Here is a 16,947-nt window from a genome sequence, read left to right as displayed (position 1 = left end):
GGTTTGCCCTGCTCGACATTCCCACTTGTGCCTCTATCGTCCCGGCCTTTTCGGCCCATTCTTGTTATTGGATGCCGCTGTTTCGCGGCTTATGCCCCTGCGGCTGGCAACCTAATTCTCGCCGACCCGCATGATTTCCCATTCTAGCGTGATACCACTTGAATCGTAAACCTTTTTTCGCACCTCTTCCCCAAGTCCTTCCAGATCGGCGGCGGTTGCGCCGCCCGTATTGATCAGGAAATTCGCGTGTTTGGTGGACATCTGGGCACCGCCGCGGGTCGCGCCCTTCATCCCCGCGTCCTGAATGACCTTCCACGCCTTGAGATCGTGCACATCGTCATCCTTGCCGGTCGAGCTGAACCCCGCCGGATTGCGGAACGTGGATCCGGCGCTGCGATCCCTGGTGGGCTGTGTCTCGTCGCGTTTGGCAAGCTGCGCCTCCATCCGCGCGTGCAACGCCTCCGCCTCGCCTTTGGGCGGGGCAAATGTCGCTGCGATCAGCACGGCGCCTTCCGGCAAATCGCTCTGACGGTAGCGGAAATTCATGTCTTCGGGGCCCAGCGTGCGCCGCTCTCCGGACCGTGTCACCACATCCGCGCTGATAAAATGATCTGCCGTATAGCTGCCGTAGCAGCCCGCATTCATGCGCACCGCGCCCCCGATGCTCCCCGGGATCGTGCGCAAAAACGTCAGGTCCAGGCCCGCATCCGCCGCTTTGCGCGCGACATGCGCATCCAGCGCCGCGGCGCCTGCCGTGACAAGGCCCTCGGCGCAGGTAATCGTATTGAAGCCACGGCCCAGCCGGACAACCACGGCGCGCAATCCGCCATCCCGCACGATCAGGTTCGATCCGACGCCCATGGGAAAGACCGTCACATCATCCGGCAACTGGCGCATGAAATCGGACAGGTCCGCGACATCGGCAGGCTGGAACAGCGCATCCGCCGGCCCTCCCACGCGCAGCCATGTCAGCTCCGACAACGCCCGGTCCGGCGTCAGCCGACCACGCACAGATGGCAAATTGGAAATCATTTGGGCCCGACCCTGCTGTCTCGAAAACTACCGATGACCCGCGACAGGATCCACCCCACCGTCAGGCTGCACAGCCCATACAGCACCGCAGAGGCATGTGCCAGAATGGCGTGGTTGGAAAACGGATCGGCCCGCAGACCCAGAACGATCCAGACGATATTCATCGCAATGCCGCCCAGCAGAACGCCCAGAAACAACAGCCACCGGCGGCGATAGCCGCACCATGCCATCACGGCCATCCATCCCAGCAGCACAGCGACAAGCGCCAAGACCACCGCCGACATTACTCCGCAGCACCCTTGGAAAACGCCCCGCGCACCCAGCGGCCAAAGTAGATCACCGGCCAGCGCAGCACCGAACACCCTGCCGCCAGCACGATCAACCCGATCCAGGGCCCGTGCTGCGTCACGACATAGCCCACCAGCGGGATGCCGATACCGATCAGGATATAGGCGTTGCGCCAGTGATGGTCCTTGCTCGGCGTCATGGCCAGCACATTGGCGACCAGCGCCCAAAGACACACCAGTGTCAGCGAAAGGCTCATTGCGGGATCTCCGGTTTCTGGCCGCGGGCGCGGGCAATGAAATAACGCAGCGGGTTGCGGAACATCGACACGAACGCGGCCAGCGCGAGGACCGCGTATATCCAGCCATACCCCTGGCCCAGCATCACGATCAGCACCGGTGCTGCGACCATCAGGCTGATGCCCGGCACGTACTGGTGGCGCATCGGCAACATCGCCGTGGCCACCGCGGCAAACACCCATCCGATCGACAACCAGACGAGCGTCATGCGCCTACACTCCGGCGCTTCTGCAGCGCCCAGATCACGATACCGGCCAGCCCGAACGCGGCATACACCAGCAGTTTCCATTCCCCCGGCGCCGCGGCATCCACCGCCCCCACGGGTGTGCTGGTCAGCATCAGCGCCCCGAAAATCTGCAGGGCCGCCACAAGCGTCGCACCGATCCACACATAAACCGCCGGTTTGATCCCCAGCATCCGCGCCGCGCCATAGCCCAGAGCGCCAAGCACAGCGCAGATCAACACCGCGTTCATGCAGCGGCACCCTTGAGCTTGCGCAGACTGTCGGGCAATTCATTCGCCCAGGCGCTGATGGTCCCCGCACCAAGGCAGACAACCATGTCGCCCGGACCCGCCTGTTCGGCCACCAGCCGCACCAGATCATCGGGGCCATCGACCCGCCTTGCGTGGCGGTGGCCGTGCTGGATCAGACCGGCGACAAGCGCATCGCGGTCTGCCCCCTCGATCGGCTCCTCGCCGGCCGCATAGACCGGCGCAATCCCCACGACATCGCAATCGTTGAAACAGGCGCAGAACTCATCGAAGTGATGGCTCAAACGGGAATAGCGGTGCGGCTGATGCACGGCAATCACGCGCCCTTCGGTGGCGTGGCGCGCGGCTTTGAGAACGGCCGCGATTTCCACCGGATGGTGGCCGTAGTCGTCGATGATGGTCACCCCGTCAACTTCGCCCACTTTGGTAAACCGTCTGTTAACGCCGCCAAAGCTGCGCAGCGCCTCGCGGATTTCCTCGCCCTTCATGCCTAGATGGCGCGCCACCGCCACGGCGGACAGCGCGTTCGACACGTTGTGATCGCCCGGCATCGGCAACTGGCAATCGTGAATGATGATGTCCTCGGCCTGCAGGTGGACGTCGAAATGCGCGATGCCGTTCTTGTAATGCAGCCCCACCGCCCGCACGTCGGCCTGCGCGTTAAAGCCGTAGGTGACAACGCGGCGGTCGCTGATCTTGCCGACGAGGCTCTGGACCTCGGGATGATCCGTGCAGCACACGGCCACACCGTAGAACGGAATGTTCGAAGTGAAATCAAGAAATCCCTGGCGCAGGTTCTCGATGGTGCCCCAATGCTCCATGTGCTCGGGGTCGATATTGGTCACGATCGCCACCGTCGCGGGCAACCGGTTGAAGGTGCCGTCGCTCTCGTCGGCCTCCACGACCATCCACTCGCCCTCACCCTTGCGCGCGTTCGAGCCATAGGCGTGGATGATGCCGCCGTTGACGACCGTGGGGTCAAAGCCGCCCCCGTCCAGCAGCGCCGCCACCATCGTGGTGGTGGTCGTCTTGCCGTGGGTACCTGCGATGGCGATGTTGGATTTCAGCCGCATCAGCTCGGCCAGCATCTCTGCACGGCGCACCACCGGCAGACCCAAGCCGCGGGCCGCATCCAGTTCGGCGTTGCCCGGCTTGATGGCGGATGAAATGACAACCACCTGCGCGTTTTCGATGTTCTCGGCCCGCTGGCCCACGAAAATGCGTGCGCCCTGCTCGGCCAGACGGTCGGTGATCTTGCTCGCCTTGAGGTCCGATCCCTGCACCTGATAGCCGTGGTTCAACAGGACTTCCGCGATGCCCGACATGCCAATGCCGCCAATACCGACAAAATGGATCGCGCCCACATCCTGGGGCAGTTTGGTTGCAGCGTTCATGGGGCGGGGTCCTCTTCGATCAGCGCCTCGACCATATTGGCGAGCGCCTCTGCGGCTTCGGGTTTGCCCTGCGCCAGCGCGGCCAGCGACATTTGCGTCGCGGCGGGCCCGTTGGACAGGATCATGTGGATATGTTCGGACAGGCTCTCGGGGTTGGCCGCGTCCTCGCGGATCAGTATCGCGGCCTGCGCCTCGACCAGACCGTGGGCATTGGCAACCTGATGATCGCCCGCCGCGGCGGCAAAGGGCACCAGTATACTGGGCCGCCCGATCACCGTCAGATCGGCGATGGAAGACGCACCCGACCGGCTGATGACCAGCTGCGCCTCTGACATCCGGCGCGGCACATCGTCAAAGAACGGCTGCACATCGGCGCTGATGCCGTTCTCGGCGTAATATGTCTGTACCCGCTCGCTGTCTTCGTCGCGGGCCTGATGGCTCACCCGCACATTGCGCAGCATGTCCATCGGCAGCGCGGCGATCGCGGGCGGTACCACGTCGGACAGGATACGCGCGCCCTGGCTGCCGCCCATGACCAGCAACTCCATCGGATAATCGCCCGGCGGGATATAGGCCGCGCCTGCGCGGTCCAGCACGGCGGCACGCACGGGATTGCCCACATGAATGCCCTCGACCCCTTCGGGCAGGGTCGTGGGCCATGTCCCGCAGGCAACGGCATCGACACGTTTGGCGAAAACCTCGTTGACCCGTCCCAGAACACCGTTCTGCTCATGGATCATACGCGGAATGCGCAGCAGCGTCGCGGCGCCCAGCGCGGGGATCGACGGATAGCCGCCAAATCCGACCACCACGGCGGGCTTGTCCATCATCATCTTGGCGGCGGCAGATGCCACGCCGGCCGCGATGCGAAACGGCACGGCGGCCTTGGCCAGCGGCCCGCCCCGCGCGAACGTGGCACTGCTCAGCTCTTCGATCTCGACCGCATCCGGAAATCCGCCGGTATAGCGCGCACCACGGGCATCCGTGCTCAGCCGGACCCGCCAGCCGCGCGCCAGCATCACCTCGGCCAAGGCCTGCGCGGGAAACATATGCCCCCCCGTGCCCCCCGCGGCGATCACCAGTAATGGCGCTTTGCTCATCTGCCCTGTCTCCGTGACAGCAGTTCCGAAATCTGGCCCTGTGGCCGCGTGCGCGTAAAGGCCAAAAGCATGCCCAGCGCAATCCCTGACGCAATGACCGATGACCCACCGTAACTTACAAACGGCAGCGTCATGCCCTTGGCAGGCAAAAGCCGCACGGCCACGCCCATGTTGATCATTGCCTGCACGCCGAACATACAGGCCAAACCGGTCCCGGCCAGCCGGATGAACGGATCGCTCTCGCGCACCAGCCGCATCAGCGACCGCACCACCACCGTAGCATAAAGCGCGATGATGCACAGAACCAGCACCAGACCGTATTCCTCGGCGGCCACGGCGATGATGAAATCGGTATGCGCATCGGGCAGCGACCATTTCACTTCGCCCTCGCCCACGCCCACACCGAACAAACCACCTTCGCGAATGGCATTCGTGGCATAGCCAAGCTGCGTCGTGGGGTCGACTTCGGCACTCAGAAAGCCGTCAATGCGACGGGCAAAGTGTTCCGAATTGGAATAGGCCACCGTGCCCGCCACCACGACCAGACCGGCCATGCCGACCAGCAGCACCATCGGCGCACCGGCCACGAAATACATCACGCCCCAACCGAACAGCACCAGACAGGCCTGCCCGAAATCGGGTTGCATCGCCAGCATCAGAACGATCGAGACACAAACCGCAAAGGACCACGCCTTGCCGGGCGGGCCGTTGATCTCGAAACTCGCCGCCATCATCCACGCGGCAACAACCACAAACCCGGGCTTGAGAAACTCCGACGGCTGCAACGATGCAAAGCCCAGACTGTACCACCGCACGGCCCCCTTGCCGAAATCGGTGCCGAAGAAGGGCAAGAACACCAGCGCCACAAAGGCGACCGCAAATCCGAGCACCGCCAACCGGCGCACAATGATCGGAGACATCATCGACGTCAGCATCAGCACGATCATCGCCAACCCGCCAAAGAAGGCCTGCCGCTGGACATAGTGGAAGGGCTCGAACCCGTTTTTCGCGGCCAGTGGCGGCGATGCGGCCAGCCCCAGCAGCAACCCCATGCCAAACAGCATCAGGATGCAGGACAACGCCCACTTGTCGATTGTTCGCCACCACTTGGGGAGAATGGGTTCCCCGTTTGCCACGGGAACCGCACCATAGACCATCTCTGTCATGGGTCTGCCTTACACTGCCTCGATCGCCCCCTTTTTGGGGGTCTGAAACAAACTGTAACGCGATTTTGGCCGCGGGGCTAGTGTTTTCACAGCCCCGCAGCCGTCGTTAATGGGCGCTCAGGCCGCTTTATGCGTGCCGCGCACCGGATAATCGTTGTTGCGGATGAACTTGATGCCGTTGCGGATCGTCTCCAGATCTGGGCGCGCAAAGGGGGCATTGGACACGTCGACAATCTGGATATTGCCGTCCGCGTTGATCACGAACAGCCCCGGCTCTGCGAAAGGTTGATCGGTTTCCTGCGGGCTGCGCGGGTCGGACACGTAAAGGCCCAGCGCATCCATCTGCGCGATGCTCAGGTCATAGCCCACCGGCACCGCATCCACGCCAACCTCGTCGGCAAAGGCCTGCGCCTTCTGCTCGGGGTCGCCCGATACGGCCACCACATCGACGCCCAGATCGTTGAAATCCGCGACCATGCCGTTCAACGCGCCGATATATTTCTTGCACAAGGGACAATGCAAACCGCGGTACACGACCACCATTTGCCAGTCATTGTCGCCGCGCGGCGCGCCCAGCGTCAGGGTGCCACCGCCCAGAAGGGGCGTGTCGATTTTCGGGAATGGGCTGCCTGCGGTAAGGGTTGCCATGTCTGTTCTCCTTGAAATTTGCGTCGCCCTTGACCTAGCCATGCGGCATCGCAGCACAACCCCCATCACGAACGCTTGACCCGGTGCGCGGCATCGGGCACCCCCTGCCCCATGGATTTTGACACGGTGATCATCGGCGCGGGCGCCGCAGGCATGATGTGCGCAGGCCATCTGGACGGGCGCACCCTCATCGTCGATCACGCCCGTGCGGCGGGCGAGAAAATCCGCATCTCCGGCGGCGGGCGGTGCAATTTCACCAACATGTACACCGACCCAGACGCCTTCCTCAGCCAGAACCCGCATTTCGCCAAATCGGCGCTGGCCCGCTACACGCAGTGGGATTTCGTGGCGCTGGTCGACGCCCACGGCATCGCGTGGCACGAAAAAACGCTGGGCCAGCTTTTCTGCGACAACAGCGCCAAGGACATCATCGCGATGCTGCACGGGCTGATGGACGCGCGCGGGGCCGATCTGCGGCTCAAGGCGTCGGTTGAAAACATCTCCCGCGCCGCCGACGGCTTCCGGTTCACGCTGATGGCCGATGGAAAGCCGCGGCAGATGACGGCGCGGCGCATGGTCATTGCGACGGGCGGCAAATCGATCCCCAAGATGGGGGCCACCGGCTTTGCCTACGATGTGGCGCGCCAGTTCGGCCTGCCGCTGACCGATACGCGCCCCGCGCTGGTGCCTTTTACCTTCGACGCGGGCCGGTTTGCCGAAATTTCGGGGGTGGCGACCCCCGCGCGGGTCACCGCGGGCAGCGCCAGCTTTGACGAGGCGCTCTTGTTCACCCATCGCGGGCTCAGTGGCCCCGCGATCCTGCAGGCGTCCTCCTACTGGCGCGAGGGCGAAGCGGTCCGGCTCAACATCCTGCCGGACGACATGTACGCGCAGCTGCGCGACCAGCGGCAGCAATCGGGGCGGATGAACTTCACCACCGCGCTCGCCCGCCACCTGCCTGCCCGGCTCGTCAATCACCTGTCGGCGTTCCACGATCTGTCGGGTAATCTGGCCGATTGGTCCGACAAACGGCTGGGCGCGCTGTGCGATGATCTGGCCGACTGGCAGGTGACGCCCTCGGGCACCGAAGGCTACCGCACCGCCGAAGTCACCCTTGGCGGTGTCGACACCGCGGCCCTGTCGTCCCGCACCATGCAGGCGACCGATATGCCCGGCCTCTATTTCATCGGCGAAGCGGTGGACGTGACCGGCTGGCTGGGTGGCTATAATTTCCAATGGGCGTGGTCATCGGCGATGGCCGCCGCGCGCGCGCTGAACGCCTGAAGGCGCGGCCCCTGCTCAGGTGTCCAGATGCGCCTGAACCTGTGCCACGAAATCATCGCCGCGCTTTTCGAAACTGTCGTATTGATCAAAACTGGCCGCCGCGGGGGCCAGCAATACCACGTCCCCCGGCTCCGCGTCCTCCACCGCACGGCGCACGGCCTGCGCCATCGTGGTACAGACCTCGGCCTCGGGCGTCAGCTGCATCGCGAATTGCGCCGCCTCCCGCCCGATGACATAGGCCTTGCGCACCCCACCCGACACTTCCGCCAGTGCGCCGAGCCCGCCGTCCTTTTGCAAGCCGCCACAAATCCAGCGGATGTTGTCAAACGCGGCAATCGCCTTGGCGGCGGCATCGACATTGGTGGCCTTGCTGTCGTTGACAAAGCGCACGCCATCCTTCTCGCCGATCAGCTGGCTGCGATGGGGCAAGCCGCCAAAACTGTGGAACGCGGCCTCGATGACCCGCGGCGCCAGCCCCAGCGTCCGGCACGCCGCATAGGCACAGCAGGCGTTCTGGTGGTTGTGCGCGCCCGGCAACCCCGCCACATCGCGCAGATCGATCGACGCCGCCTGCTTGCCGTTGCGGTATTCGGACAAGTACCCCTTGCGGGCAAAAACATGCCACCCCGGCCCCGTCAGTTTCCGGTCGACACTGATGCGGATCACACGGTCGTCGTTGCGCCCTTCGGTCAGCTGGCCCGCCAGAAACGCGCCTTCCTGCTCGTCCACGCCGATCACCGCCCGGTCGGGTCCGCCTTCGGCAAACAACCGGCGCTTGGCCGCGAAATAGCCCCCCATGCCCGCGTGGCGGTCCAGATGGTCGGGGCTGAGGTTGGTAAAGACGGCCACGTCCGGTGTCAGACTGCGCGCCAGATCGGTCTGGTAGGACGACAGCTCCAGCACGACGACCCCGTTCGACGGGGCCGGATCGATATCGAGCACCCCGCGGCCGATGTTTCCGGCCAGCTGGCTGTTGCGGCCCGCGTGCTCCAACACATGGTGGATCAGCGCCGATGTGGTCGATTTGCCGTTCGATCCGGTCACCGCCACCACCCGCGGGGCCACGTCCATCAGGTTCCAGTCCGATGTGGCGAAACTCTGGAAGAACAGGCCGATGTCGTTGTCGACGGGCACACCCGCCTCCAGCGCGGCTGCCACAACCGGATTGGGCGCCGGATAGAGATGCGGAATACCGGGGCTCACGATCAGCCGCGCCACATCGTCGAATGCCCCCTGTCTGGTCAGTTCACGGCAGTCGAAGCCTTCGGCCTGCGCGGCCGCGCGGGCGGCGGGATTGTCATCCCAACACAGCGGCGTCGCCCCTCCGGCGGCCAGCGCACGCGCCGCAGACAGACCCGACCGGCCCAGCCCCAGCACCGCAACGGTCGCCCCCGACAGACCCTGAACGGGGATCATCAGCGCACCTTCAGCGTGGCAAGCCCGATCAGCGCGAGGATCAGGGAAATGATCCAGAACCGGATGACGATCTGCGGCTCGGCCCACCCCTTTTTCTCATAGTGGTGGTGGATCGGCGCCATCAGGAACACCCGCTTGCCGGTGCGCTTGAAATACAGAACCTGAATGATCACGCTCAGCGCCTCGACCACGAAAAGACCGCCCACGACCGCCAGCACAAGCTCGTGCTTGGTGGCCACCGCAATCGCCCCCAACGCGCCCCCCAGCGCCAGCGATCCCGTATCGCCCATGAAAACCGCCGCCGGTGGCGCGTTGTACCACAGGAACCCCAGCCCCCCGCCAAAGATCCCCATGGTGAAAATCAGGATCTCGCCAGTGCCGGGCACGTAGTGCACATCAAGGTATTCGGTGAAATCGACCCGCCCCACCGCATAGGCGATCACCCCCAGCGTGCCGGCGGCAATCATCACCGGCATGATCGCCAGCCCGTCCAGCCCGTCCGTCAGGTTCACGGCATTCGCCGCGCCGACGATCACGATGATGGCGAAGGGAACGAACAGGAACCCCATGTTGATCAGCGTGTCCTTGAACACCGGCAGCGCCAGCTTGTACTGCAACGCTTCCGGATGAAACTGCGCCGCGGCGAAACCCGCAATGCCCGAGATCAGAAAACCCAGCAAAAGCCGTACCTTACCGGACACGCCTGCCACGTTCTGCTTGCTGACCTTGGCATAGTCATCGGCAAACCCGATGGCCGCGAAACTCATCGTGACAAACAGCACGATCCAGATGAACGGATTATCCAGCCGCGCCCACAGCAGGGTCGAAGTCAGCAACGCCCCCACAATCAGCAGCCCCCCCATCGTGGGTGTACCGGCCTTCGCGAAATGACCTTCGGGGCCGTCGTCGCGAATGGGCTGGCCCTTGCCCTGACGGCGGCGCAACACCGCGATCAGCGGCTTGCCGAACAGGAACCCGAAGACCAGCGCCGTCATGAACGCCCCACCCGCACGGAACGTGATGTAGCGGAAAAGGTTGAAGAAATCACCGCCGTCCGACAGTAGGGTCAACCAGTATAGCATGACGTGTCCTTACCAAATCTTGTGGCACCGCTGTGCCCTGCCCCTTTATGCGGGGGCATTCACATGTCCGTAACCGGATGGCCCATTTTGCGGATGGCGTCAACGACCAGTCCCAGTTTCATGCTCAGCGATCCCTTGACCAACACAACGTCACCGGCATCAAGCGTCCCGCGCAGCCCCTCGATCAGCGCCTCTGCCGTCTGCACGCGCGCGCCCCGCTGGGCGTCGGGCAACAGATCGTGCAATGACTGCATCAGCGGGCCGACACAGTGGATCACGTCAAGCGTCTGTGTCGCCTCCAGATGCGCCAGCCCCGCATGCAACGCCACCGCATCCGGGCCCAGTTCCTTCATATCGCCCAAAATCGCGATGCGGCGGCCCTCGCCGATGCGCCCCACGCCGTCGGTCGTCTCCGCCCCTGCCAGCACCTCCAGCGATGCGGCCATGGACGTGGGATTGGCGTTATAGCTGTCGTCGATCAGGCTCAGGCGCTGTTCGGCCTCGACAGGGTCGAGCTGGATGATCTCGCGCACGCCGCGCCCCTTGTAGGGGGTCCAGCGCCCGATGCTGGCCACCGCCTGGCCCAGATCGGCACCGATGGCTGCCACCAGCGCCAGCGCCCCCAGACCGTTCATCGCAAAATGACGCCCCGGCGTGGCCAGCTTGAACAGCAGCGGCGTATCATCGGCCTGCGCGCGCACGATGGTGGTGTCGCCGCGGATCGCCACGTCCAGCACCTTGTAATCGAACCCGTGCTCACCAAAGGCAATGCCGTGCAGACGCTTGTCATGCGCCTTGGCCGCCAGAATGGCCGAGGTTTCGACATCCGCGTTGTAAACCGCAGGGGCGCCGATCGGCAGCGCATCGAAAATGCTCGCCTTTTCCAGCGCGATCCCCGTGATGTCGTCAAACGCTTCGAGATGGGCGGCAGCCACGGTGGTGATCATCGCCGCATCGGGCCGCGCCAGATGGGCCAGCGGGGCAATTTCGCCCGGGTGGTTCATGCCGATCTCGATGATCGCGAATTCGGTGTCCGCAGGCATCCGCGCAAGCGTCAGCGGCACACCCCAATGGTTGTTGTAGCTGTCGACAGAGGCATGCGTGCGGCCCTGATCCGACAGGATCGACAGCAGCATCTCCTTGGTCGAGGTCTTGCCCACCGACCCGGTGATCGCCATCACCTTGGCCTGTGTGCGTGCCCGCGCGGCAGCCCCCAACGCCTCCAGCGCCGCCAGCACATCCGGCACCACCAGAAGCGGCGCATCCTGCGGCACGCCGGGCGGCACATGCGTCACCAGCACGGCCCCCGCCCCGTTTTCCAACGCGCCGGCCACGAATTCGTGGCCATCGCGCGCGGCCTTGAGCGCGACAAAAAGATCACCCGGCTGCAAGGTGCGCGTGTCGATGGACACCCCGTCACAGGCCCAGTCTGCGGTCGCCTGCCCCCCCGTGGCGGCAGCGGCTTCTGCGGCGGTCCAAAGGCTCATGTCATTTTTCCTTCCAGCGCGGCGACGGCCACACTGGCCTGCTCCACATCGTCAAACGGCAGGATGTCGTCGCCAACGACCTGCCCTGTCTCGTGCCCCTTACCGGCAATCAACAGCGCGTCACCGGGGCCCAACGCATCGACCCCGCGCAGGATCGCCTCGGCGCGGTCGCCCACCTCGGTCGCATCGGGTGCCCCTTCCAACACCGCATGGCGGATGCTCGCGGGGTCTTCGCTTCGCGGATTGTCATCGGTGACGAATACCACATCTGCATTGCGGTCCGCCGCCTGCCCCATCAGGGGCCGCTTGCCCGCGTCACGGTCACCGCCCGCGCCCACAATTGCCACCAGACGGCCCATCACATGCGGCCGCATGGCCCGCAGCGCCGTGGCCACCGCATCGGGGGTATGGGCATAGTCCACGAAAACCGCCGCCCCGTTATCACGGGTCGCGGCCAACTGCATCCGGCCCCGCACGGTCGTCAGATGGGGGATCATATCGAACACCTCGTCTGCATCGGCGCCGCAAGCGATGACAAGCCCCGCCGCCAGCAACACGTTATCGGCCTGAAAACCGCCAATCAGGTTCAGACGCTTCTGGTAGGATTTGCCGCGGAAACGGAACAGCAGATCCTGCCCCGTGCTGTCGAACCGCTGGCCGGTCAGGTGCAGATCGCCGCCGTCGCGGCCCACGCTCACCACCTCGCAACCCCGCGCCCGCGCAATGGCGGCCATTTCGGTCCCCTTGGCGTCGTCGATATTGACGACCGCGGTGCCGTCTTCGGGCAGCACGCGGGCAAACAGCCCCGCCTTGGCGTCGAAATAGGCCTCGAACGTCTCGTGATAATCCAGATGGTCCTGCGTGAAATTGGTAAAGCCCGCCGCGCGCAGCGTCACCCCGTCCAGCCGCCGCTGGTCCAGCCCGTGCGAGGACGCCTCCATCGCGGCATGGGTGATGCCGTTGCGGGCGGCAGCGGCCAGACTGCGGTGCAGGGTGATCGGCTCGGGCGTCGTATGGGCCAACGGGGCCTGCCACGCGCCCTCGACACCCGTGGTGCCCAGATTGACCGCAGCAAGCCCCATCTCGATCCAGATCTGGCGCACGAAGGTCGAAACGGACGTCTTGCCGTTGGTGCCGGTGACCGCAACCATCGTGGCGGGCTGCATCCCGAACCACAGCGCGGCGGCGCGGCTCAGCGCCTCGCGCGGGGCATCCGTGATCACCACGGCAACCCCCGATCCGGCCAGCACATCGGCGGCGATCAACGCCCCCTCCGCATCGGTCAGAACCGCGGCGGCATCCATGCGCAGCGCATACTGGATGAACTCCGCGCCATGCACGCGGCTGCCCGGCAAGGCGGCAAAAAGAGACCCCTCCCTGACCTCGCGGCTGTCGACGGCGATTCCCGTGATGTCGGGATTTGCGCCACCACGGGCGGTCAGGCCCAACGATGTCAATGGCTTGGCCTGATGGTCCATATGGCGGAACTCTTGATTTAGTTGCTGCTGGTCAGTGTTACACCACCAATGGGCTTTGGTTCAACTGCCGGACGCATCCCCAACAAGGGTGCGACGCGGCGGATCATCTCTGCCGCGACGGGCACGGCGGTCCAACCAGCGGTGCGGCGCGGCTTGCCGCTCGACGTCTCGATGGGTTCATCGAGCGTCACAATCAGCACGTATTTGGGATCATGCGTGGGGAACATCGACGCAAATGTGGTGATCGTCTTGTCCTTGTAATAGCCACCGCGCGGTTTGGGCTTGTCGGCAGTACCGGTCTTGCCCCCCACGAAATAGCCGGGGACCTCGGCAAAGGTCGCGGTGCCATCGTCGCCGGCAACCACATCGCGCAGCATCGCCCGCGACGCGGCAGCGACGCGCTCGCTCATCACCCTCGGGCCCAGTTGCGGGCCGTCCTGTTTCATCAGCGTCGGCTTGACCACACGGCCCCCGTTGGCAATCGCGGCATAGCCCGCCGCCAAATGCATCGCCGTGGTGGAAATGCCGTGGCCATAGGAAATCGTCACCGCCGACAGATCCGTGTACCGGCTCGGCAACAACGGCCGCCCGCCCGACGCCTCGACAATCTCGAACGGTGTTTTTTCAAACAGACCAAGGCTTTGCAGGAACTCCTTCTGGCGCTCCTTGCCGATCATCAGCGCCAACCGTCCGGTGCCGCGGTTCGATGATTTCTCGATGATCTGGCTCACCGTCAGCTTGCCGTAATTCTTGCCGCGGAATTCGCCGATACGGTGGCCGCCGACCTTCATCGGCCCCTTGGTATCGATCACCGTATTGGCATTGACCAATCCCAGCTCCATCGCCTGCGCGGCGGCAAAAATCTTGAAGGTGGAGCCCAGCTCGTACACCCCCTGCACCGACCGGTTGAACAGCGGGCTGTCCGACGGATCGCCCTCCACCGCCGGACGGGGCCGGTTGTTGGGATCGAACGACGGCAACGACGCGACAGAGATGATCTCGCCGGTTTTCACATCCATCAGGATCGAGGTCGCGCCCTTGGCGTTCATCAACTTCATGCCGCCCCACAGAACCCGCTCCGCCGCGGCCTGCACCGACAGATCGAGGCTCAGCTTGAGCGGCTTGCCCGCGTTTTCGGGATCGGACAGGTAGTCGTCGAAATATTTCTCGACACCGGCCACCCCGATCACCTCTGCCGCACGCACGCCCTCGCGGCCAAAACTGGCCCCGCCCATCACGTGCGCCGCCAGCGACCCGTTGGGATAAAGCCGCATGTCACGGGGCGCGAACAACAATCCCGGATCGCCGATATCGTGCACGGCCTGCATCTGCTCGGGGCTGATTTTCTTCTTCACCCACAGGAACTTGCGCTTGCCCGTGAAATCCTTGAGCAAGCGGTCCTTGTTCACATCGGGAAAGATCGCCGCCAGCTTTTCGGCCGATCCCTGCGGATCGATCAGATGGGGCGGCTGGGCATAAAGCGCGTGGGTATCCATGTTGGTGGCAAGGATATTGCCATTGCGATCGACGATGTCGGCGCGGGTGTTGGAAATGATCGATCCGGGCGCCTGCGCCCGCGGCTCGACCGGTTCGGACACGGCCAACAGCCCCATCCGCGCGCCCACGACGCTGAAGGCACAAAAGAAAAAGACACCCAGCACCAGCAACCGGCCCTCGGCACGCATCCGCGACTGGTCGCGCATCTGCTCGTGCCGGATACGCTTGTTCTCGCGCTCGATCGCATCGGGGTTCTCGCCCTTTTCGCGCGCCTCGAGAATACGCGCCAGCGGGCGCAGCGGTGTGCGGATCATAGCGGGTTCTCCCCGTTGGCGCCCGACACGTCGATGCCTTCGGTGATCGGGAACAACGGCGCTGGTGGATATTGCACTTGCTCGACGCTCCCGAACTGGTCGGGGTGCAACGGCAACAGCTGCAACCGTTCGAAATTGATCTCGGCCAGATCGCGCAACCGGTCTGGACGGTTCTGATAGGCCCACTCCGCGCGCAACACGGCCAGACGCGCGTGGGACTGCCGGATTTCCAGATGCAACTTGTCGGTCTGGCTCAGCGCCGCCTGCGTGGCATAGTTTTCGCGGTAGGCCCAGAATGCCAGCCCGATGACGGCCAGCGCCGTCAGAACATACATCACCGTTCTCATGTCTTGCTCTCCCGCATCATCGGCATCCCGACGGCTCTGGCGTCAATCTCGCCCGCGGGTGCATCGGTGCGCCGCGCCACGCGCAGTTTCGCCGACCGCGCGCGCGGGTTCTGCGCCAGCTCTTCCGCGTCAGGCCCGATGGCTTTGCGCTTTTCCACCGTAAAGGCCGGTGGCTCCTGTTCGATTTCGGGGGCGAACCGGTTGGCATTGCCGCCGGTGCCCGCCCGCGCCGTCAAAAACCGCTTTACCATCCGGTCCTCGACCGAATGGAACGTCACGACTGCCAGTTGCCCGCCCGGTTTCAGCGCCCGTTCGGCGGCCATCAGCCCCTCGAACAATTCGCCATACTCGTTGTTGACCGCGATCCGCAGCGCCTGAAACGTGCGTGTGGCGGGATGGCTCTGGCCGGGCTTGGCGCGGGGCAGACACCCCTCCACAAGGGCTGCCAGTTCCAGCGTGCGGGTAATCGGCGCCTCGGCGCGCGCGCGGCCAATCGCCTTGGCGATGCGGCGGCTGGCGCGCTCTTCCCCATACAGGAATATGATGTTGGCCAGCTCTTCCTCGCTCGCCTCATTGACCAGATCCGCCGCAGAAGGCCCGTCCTGGCTCATCCGCATGTCGAGCGGCCCGTCCCGCATGAACGAAAATCCGCGCTCCGCCAGATCAAGCTGCATCGACGACACACCCAGATCCAGAACCACCCCGTCGAGGTCCTGCGCATAGCTGTCCATCCTGGAAAACACGCCCTGCTGCATCACCAGCCGGTCGCCGTAGTCTCCGGCCCAGGGCGCGGCCATCTCGAACGCCAGCGGGTCGCGGTCCACTGCGATCACCCGTGCAGCACCCGCATCCAGCAAACCGCGCGTATAGCCGCCCGCCCCGAACGTACCGTCAAGCCAGACACCCTCAACCGGCGCCACAGCCGCAAGGATCGGGCGCAGCAGGACCGGTATGTGGGGGGCGGATGGGGTCTCGGTGGCAGCCATTCCCATCAATCCCCTGTCGAGGCGTCCAGAAACGCCATCGGATCGAAGTCCTCGGGCAGATTGTCCAACCACTCGTCTTCACGCGCCCGCTCTTCGGTGTCGTAGGTCTCGGGCTTCCAGATCTGGAACGTATCGCCCGCCGCGATGAAAAAGGCCTCGTTCTCCAGACCGATCTTCTGGCGCAGCTTGATGGGCAGGACCAGACGGCCGGTTTCATCGACAGTCGTGGGAAACGACTGGCCATGGAACAGGCGCTGCAACATCTTGCGCTCCATCGAGCCGCGCGGCAGCGCGTCGATCTTGTCGTCCACCTCGTCGATGGCCGCCATGGTATAGCATTCGAGGTATTTGCGGCGATGGTCACCGTAGACGATGACCAACTCGGGCGTCTCACCGGACTTCCAGTTCGGATCACCGGCCTCCAGCACACGCCGAAAAGAGGCCGGGATAGACACCCGCCCCTTCGTATCGACCTTATGCTGGCTTTCGCCTCTGAACCTGCGGCTCACGCTGTATGTCCCTGCCTGCGCACCCGTCGGTGCAAATTTCTGGCGCGTTGTCTTGTCCCCGGATGTGGAAACGGCGGGTTGATCTGCTGCCACTGATCAACCCGCCGCCCGTTCCCGCTGTGCGGGGAAGT

18 protein-coding genes are annotated in these 16,947 nt (G+C 64.5%); 1 reads left to right on the top strand and 17 read right to left on the bottom strand.

The window, feature by feature from the left end:
* Window positions 1-111: 111 nt before the first annotated feature.
* The 9 genes from murB to K3756_RS06515 all read right to left on the bottom strand — a co-directional run bounded on the left by murB (window position 112) and on the right by K3756_RS06515 (window position 6,416).
* Window positions 112-1,032, bottom strand: a complete 921-nt coding sequence (gene murB / locus K3756_RS06555; RefSeq protein ID WP_259992083.1) for a UDP-N-acetylmuramate dehydrogenase — start codon at window positions 1,030-1,032, stop codon at window positions 112-114.
* On the bottom strand, window positions 1,029-1,316 hold the full coding sequence (locus K3756_RS06550) for a hypothetical protein (RefSeq protein ID WP_259992081.1): 288 nt from the start codon (window positions 1,314-1,316) through the stop codon (window positions 1,029-1,031). The genes murB and K3756_RS06550 overlap by 4 nt, the downstream gene beginning before the upstream one ends.
* Window positions 1,316-1,576, bottom strand: a complete 261-nt coding sequence (locus K3756_RS06545) for a DUF2484 family protein (protein ID WP_259992080.1) — start codon at window positions 1,574-1,576, stop codon at window positions 1,316-1,318. The genes K3756_RS06550 and K3756_RS06545 overlap by 1 nt, the downstream gene beginning before the upstream one ends.
* Window positions 1,573-1,824, bottom strand: a complete 252-nt coding sequence (locus K3756_RS06540) for a DUF2484 family protein (RefSeq protein WP_259992077.1) — start codon at window positions 1,822-1,824, stop codon at window positions 1,573-1,575. The genes K3756_RS06545 and K3756_RS06540 overlap by 4 nt, the downstream gene beginning before the upstream one ends.
* Window positions 1,821-2,090: a hypothetical protein gene (locus K3756_RS06535; protein ID WP_259992075.1), complete on the bottom strand. Its 270-nt coding sequence runs from the start codon at window positions 2,088-2,090 to the stop codon at window positions 1,821-1,823. The genes K3756_RS06540 and K3756_RS06535 overlap by 4 nt, the downstream gene beginning before the upstream one ends.
* The gene (murC, locus tag K3756_RS06530) at window positions 2,087-3,502 is read right to left on the bottom strand and encodes a UDP-N-acetylmuramate--L-alanine ligase (protein WP_259992071.1); all 1,416 of its coding nucleotides are present in this window, start codon (window positions 3,500-3,502) and stop codon (window positions 2,087-2,089) included. The genes K3756_RS06535 and murC overlap by 4 nt, the downstream gene beginning before the upstream one ends.
* The gene (locus tag K3756_RS06525) at window positions 3,499-4,602 is read right to left on the bottom strand and encodes a UDP-N-acetylglucosamine--N-acetylmuramyl-(pentapeptide) pyrophosphoryl-undecaprenol N-acetylglucosamine transferase (RefSeq protein WP_259992068.1); all 1,104 of its coding nucleotides are present in this window, start codon (window positions 4,600-4,602) and stop codon (window positions 3,499-3,501) included. The genes murC and K3756_RS06525 overlap by 4 nt, the downstream gene beginning before the upstream one ends.
* Window positions 4,599-5,768 carry a putative peptidoglycan glycosyltransferase FtsW gene (locus K3756_RS06520; RefSeq protein ID WP_259992066.1) on the bottom strand — a complete coding sequence of 390 codons (1,170 nt, stop codon included), beginning with the start codon at window positions 5,766-5,768 and terminating at the stop codon, window positions 4,599-4,601. The genes K3756_RS06525 and K3756_RS06520 overlap by 4 nt, the downstream gene beginning before the upstream one ends.
* A 117-nt stretch (window positions 5,769-5,885) precedes the next feature.
* On the bottom strand, window positions 5,886-6,416 hold the full coding sequence (locus K3756_RS06515; protein ID WP_259992064.1) for a redoxin domain-containing protein: 531 nt from the start codon (window positions 6,414-6,416) through the stop codon (window positions 5,886-5,888).
* A gap of 111 nt (window positions 6,417-6,527) precedes the next feature.
* Here K3756_RS06515 and K3756_RS06510 point away from each other — a divergent pair, with 111 nt between their 5' ends.
* The gene (locus K3756_RS06510; RefSeq protein ID WP_259992062.1) at window positions 6,528-7,700 is read left to right on the top strand and encodes an NAD(P)/FAD-dependent oxidoreductase; all 1,173 of its coding nucleotides are present in this window, start codon (window positions 6,528-6,530) and stop codon (window positions 7,698-7,700) included.
* 15 nt (window positions 7,701-7,715) lie between these two features.
* Here K3756_RS06510 and murD read toward each other — a convergent pair whose 3' ends face one another.
* The 8 genes from murD to mraZ are packed head-to-tail and all read right to left on the bottom strand — an operon-like array spanning window position 7,716 to window position 16,816.
* Window positions 7,716-9,116, bottom strand: a complete 1,401-nt coding sequence (murD, locus tag K3756_RS06505; protein WP_259992060.1) for a UDP-N-acetylmuramoyl-L-alanine--D-glutamate ligase — start codon at window positions 9,114-9,116, stop codon at window positions 7,716-7,718.
* Window positions 9,116-10,198: a phospho-N-acetylmuramoyl-pentapeptide-transferase gene (gene mraY / locus K3756_RS06500; protein ID WP_259992058.1), complete on the bottom strand. Its 1,083-nt coding sequence runs from the start codon at window positions 10,196-10,198 to the stop codon at window positions 9,116-9,118. Before mraY ends, murD begins: the two co-directional genes overlap by 1 nt.
* Before the next feature lie 59 nt (window positions 10,199-10,257).
* Window positions 10,258-11,685, bottom strand: coding sequence for a UDP-N-acetylmuramoyl-tripeptide--D-alanyl-D-alanine ligase (gene murF / locus K3756_RS06495; RefSeq protein WP_259992057.1), 1,428 nt, complete (start codon window positions 11,683-11,685; stop codon window positions 10,258-10,260).
* Window positions 11,682-13,163, bottom strand: coding sequence for a UDP-N-acetylmuramoyl-L-alanyl-D-glutamate--2,6-diaminopimelate ligase (locus K3756_RS06490; protein ID WP_259992056.1), 1,482 nt, complete (start codon window positions 13,161-13,163; stop codon window positions 11,682-11,684). Before K3756_RS06490 ends, murF begins: the two co-directional genes overlap by 4 nt.
* 17 nt (window positions 13,164-13,180) lie before the next feature.
* On the bottom strand, window positions 13,181-14,974 hold the full coding sequence (locus K3756_RS06485) for a penicillin-binding protein 2 (protein ID WP_259992054.1): 1,794 nt from the start codon (window positions 14,972-14,974) through the stop codon (window positions 13,181-13,183).
* Entirely contained in the window at window positions 14,971-15,321 is a 351-nt protein-coding gene (locus K3756_RS06480; protein WP_259992051.1) for a cell division protein FtsL, read from the bottom strand. Before K3756_RS06480 ends, K3756_RS06485 begins: the two co-directional genes overlap by 4 nt.
* The gene (gene rsmH, locus K3756_RS06475; RefSeq protein ID WP_409202425.1) at window positions 15,318-16,313 is read right to left on the bottom strand and encodes a 16S rRNA (cytosine(1402)-N(4))-methyltransferase RsmH; all 996 of its coding nucleotides are present in this window, start codon (window positions 16,311-16,313) and stop codon (window positions 15,318-15,320) included. Before rsmH ends, K3756_RS06480 begins: the two co-directional genes overlap by 4 nt.
* Window positions 16,313-16,816, bottom strand: a complete 504-nt coding sequence (gene mraZ, locus K3756_RS06470; protein WP_259992047.1) for a division/cell wall cluster transcriptional repressor MraZ — start codon at window positions 16,814-16,816, stop codon at window positions 16,313-16,315. The genes rsmH and mraZ overlap by 1 nt, the downstream gene beginning before the upstream one ends.
* Window positions 16,817-16,947: the final 131 nt, after the last annotated feature.

It is taken from the genome of Sulfitobacter sp. S190, assembly GCF_025141935.1.
Classification (GTDB): domain Bacteria; phylum Pseudomonadota; class Alphaproteobacteria; order Rhodobacterales; family Rhodobacteraceae; genus Sulfitobacter.
Note: the sequence above shows the minus strand (reverse complement) of the source record. Positions and strands in the feature narration are given on the sequence as shown.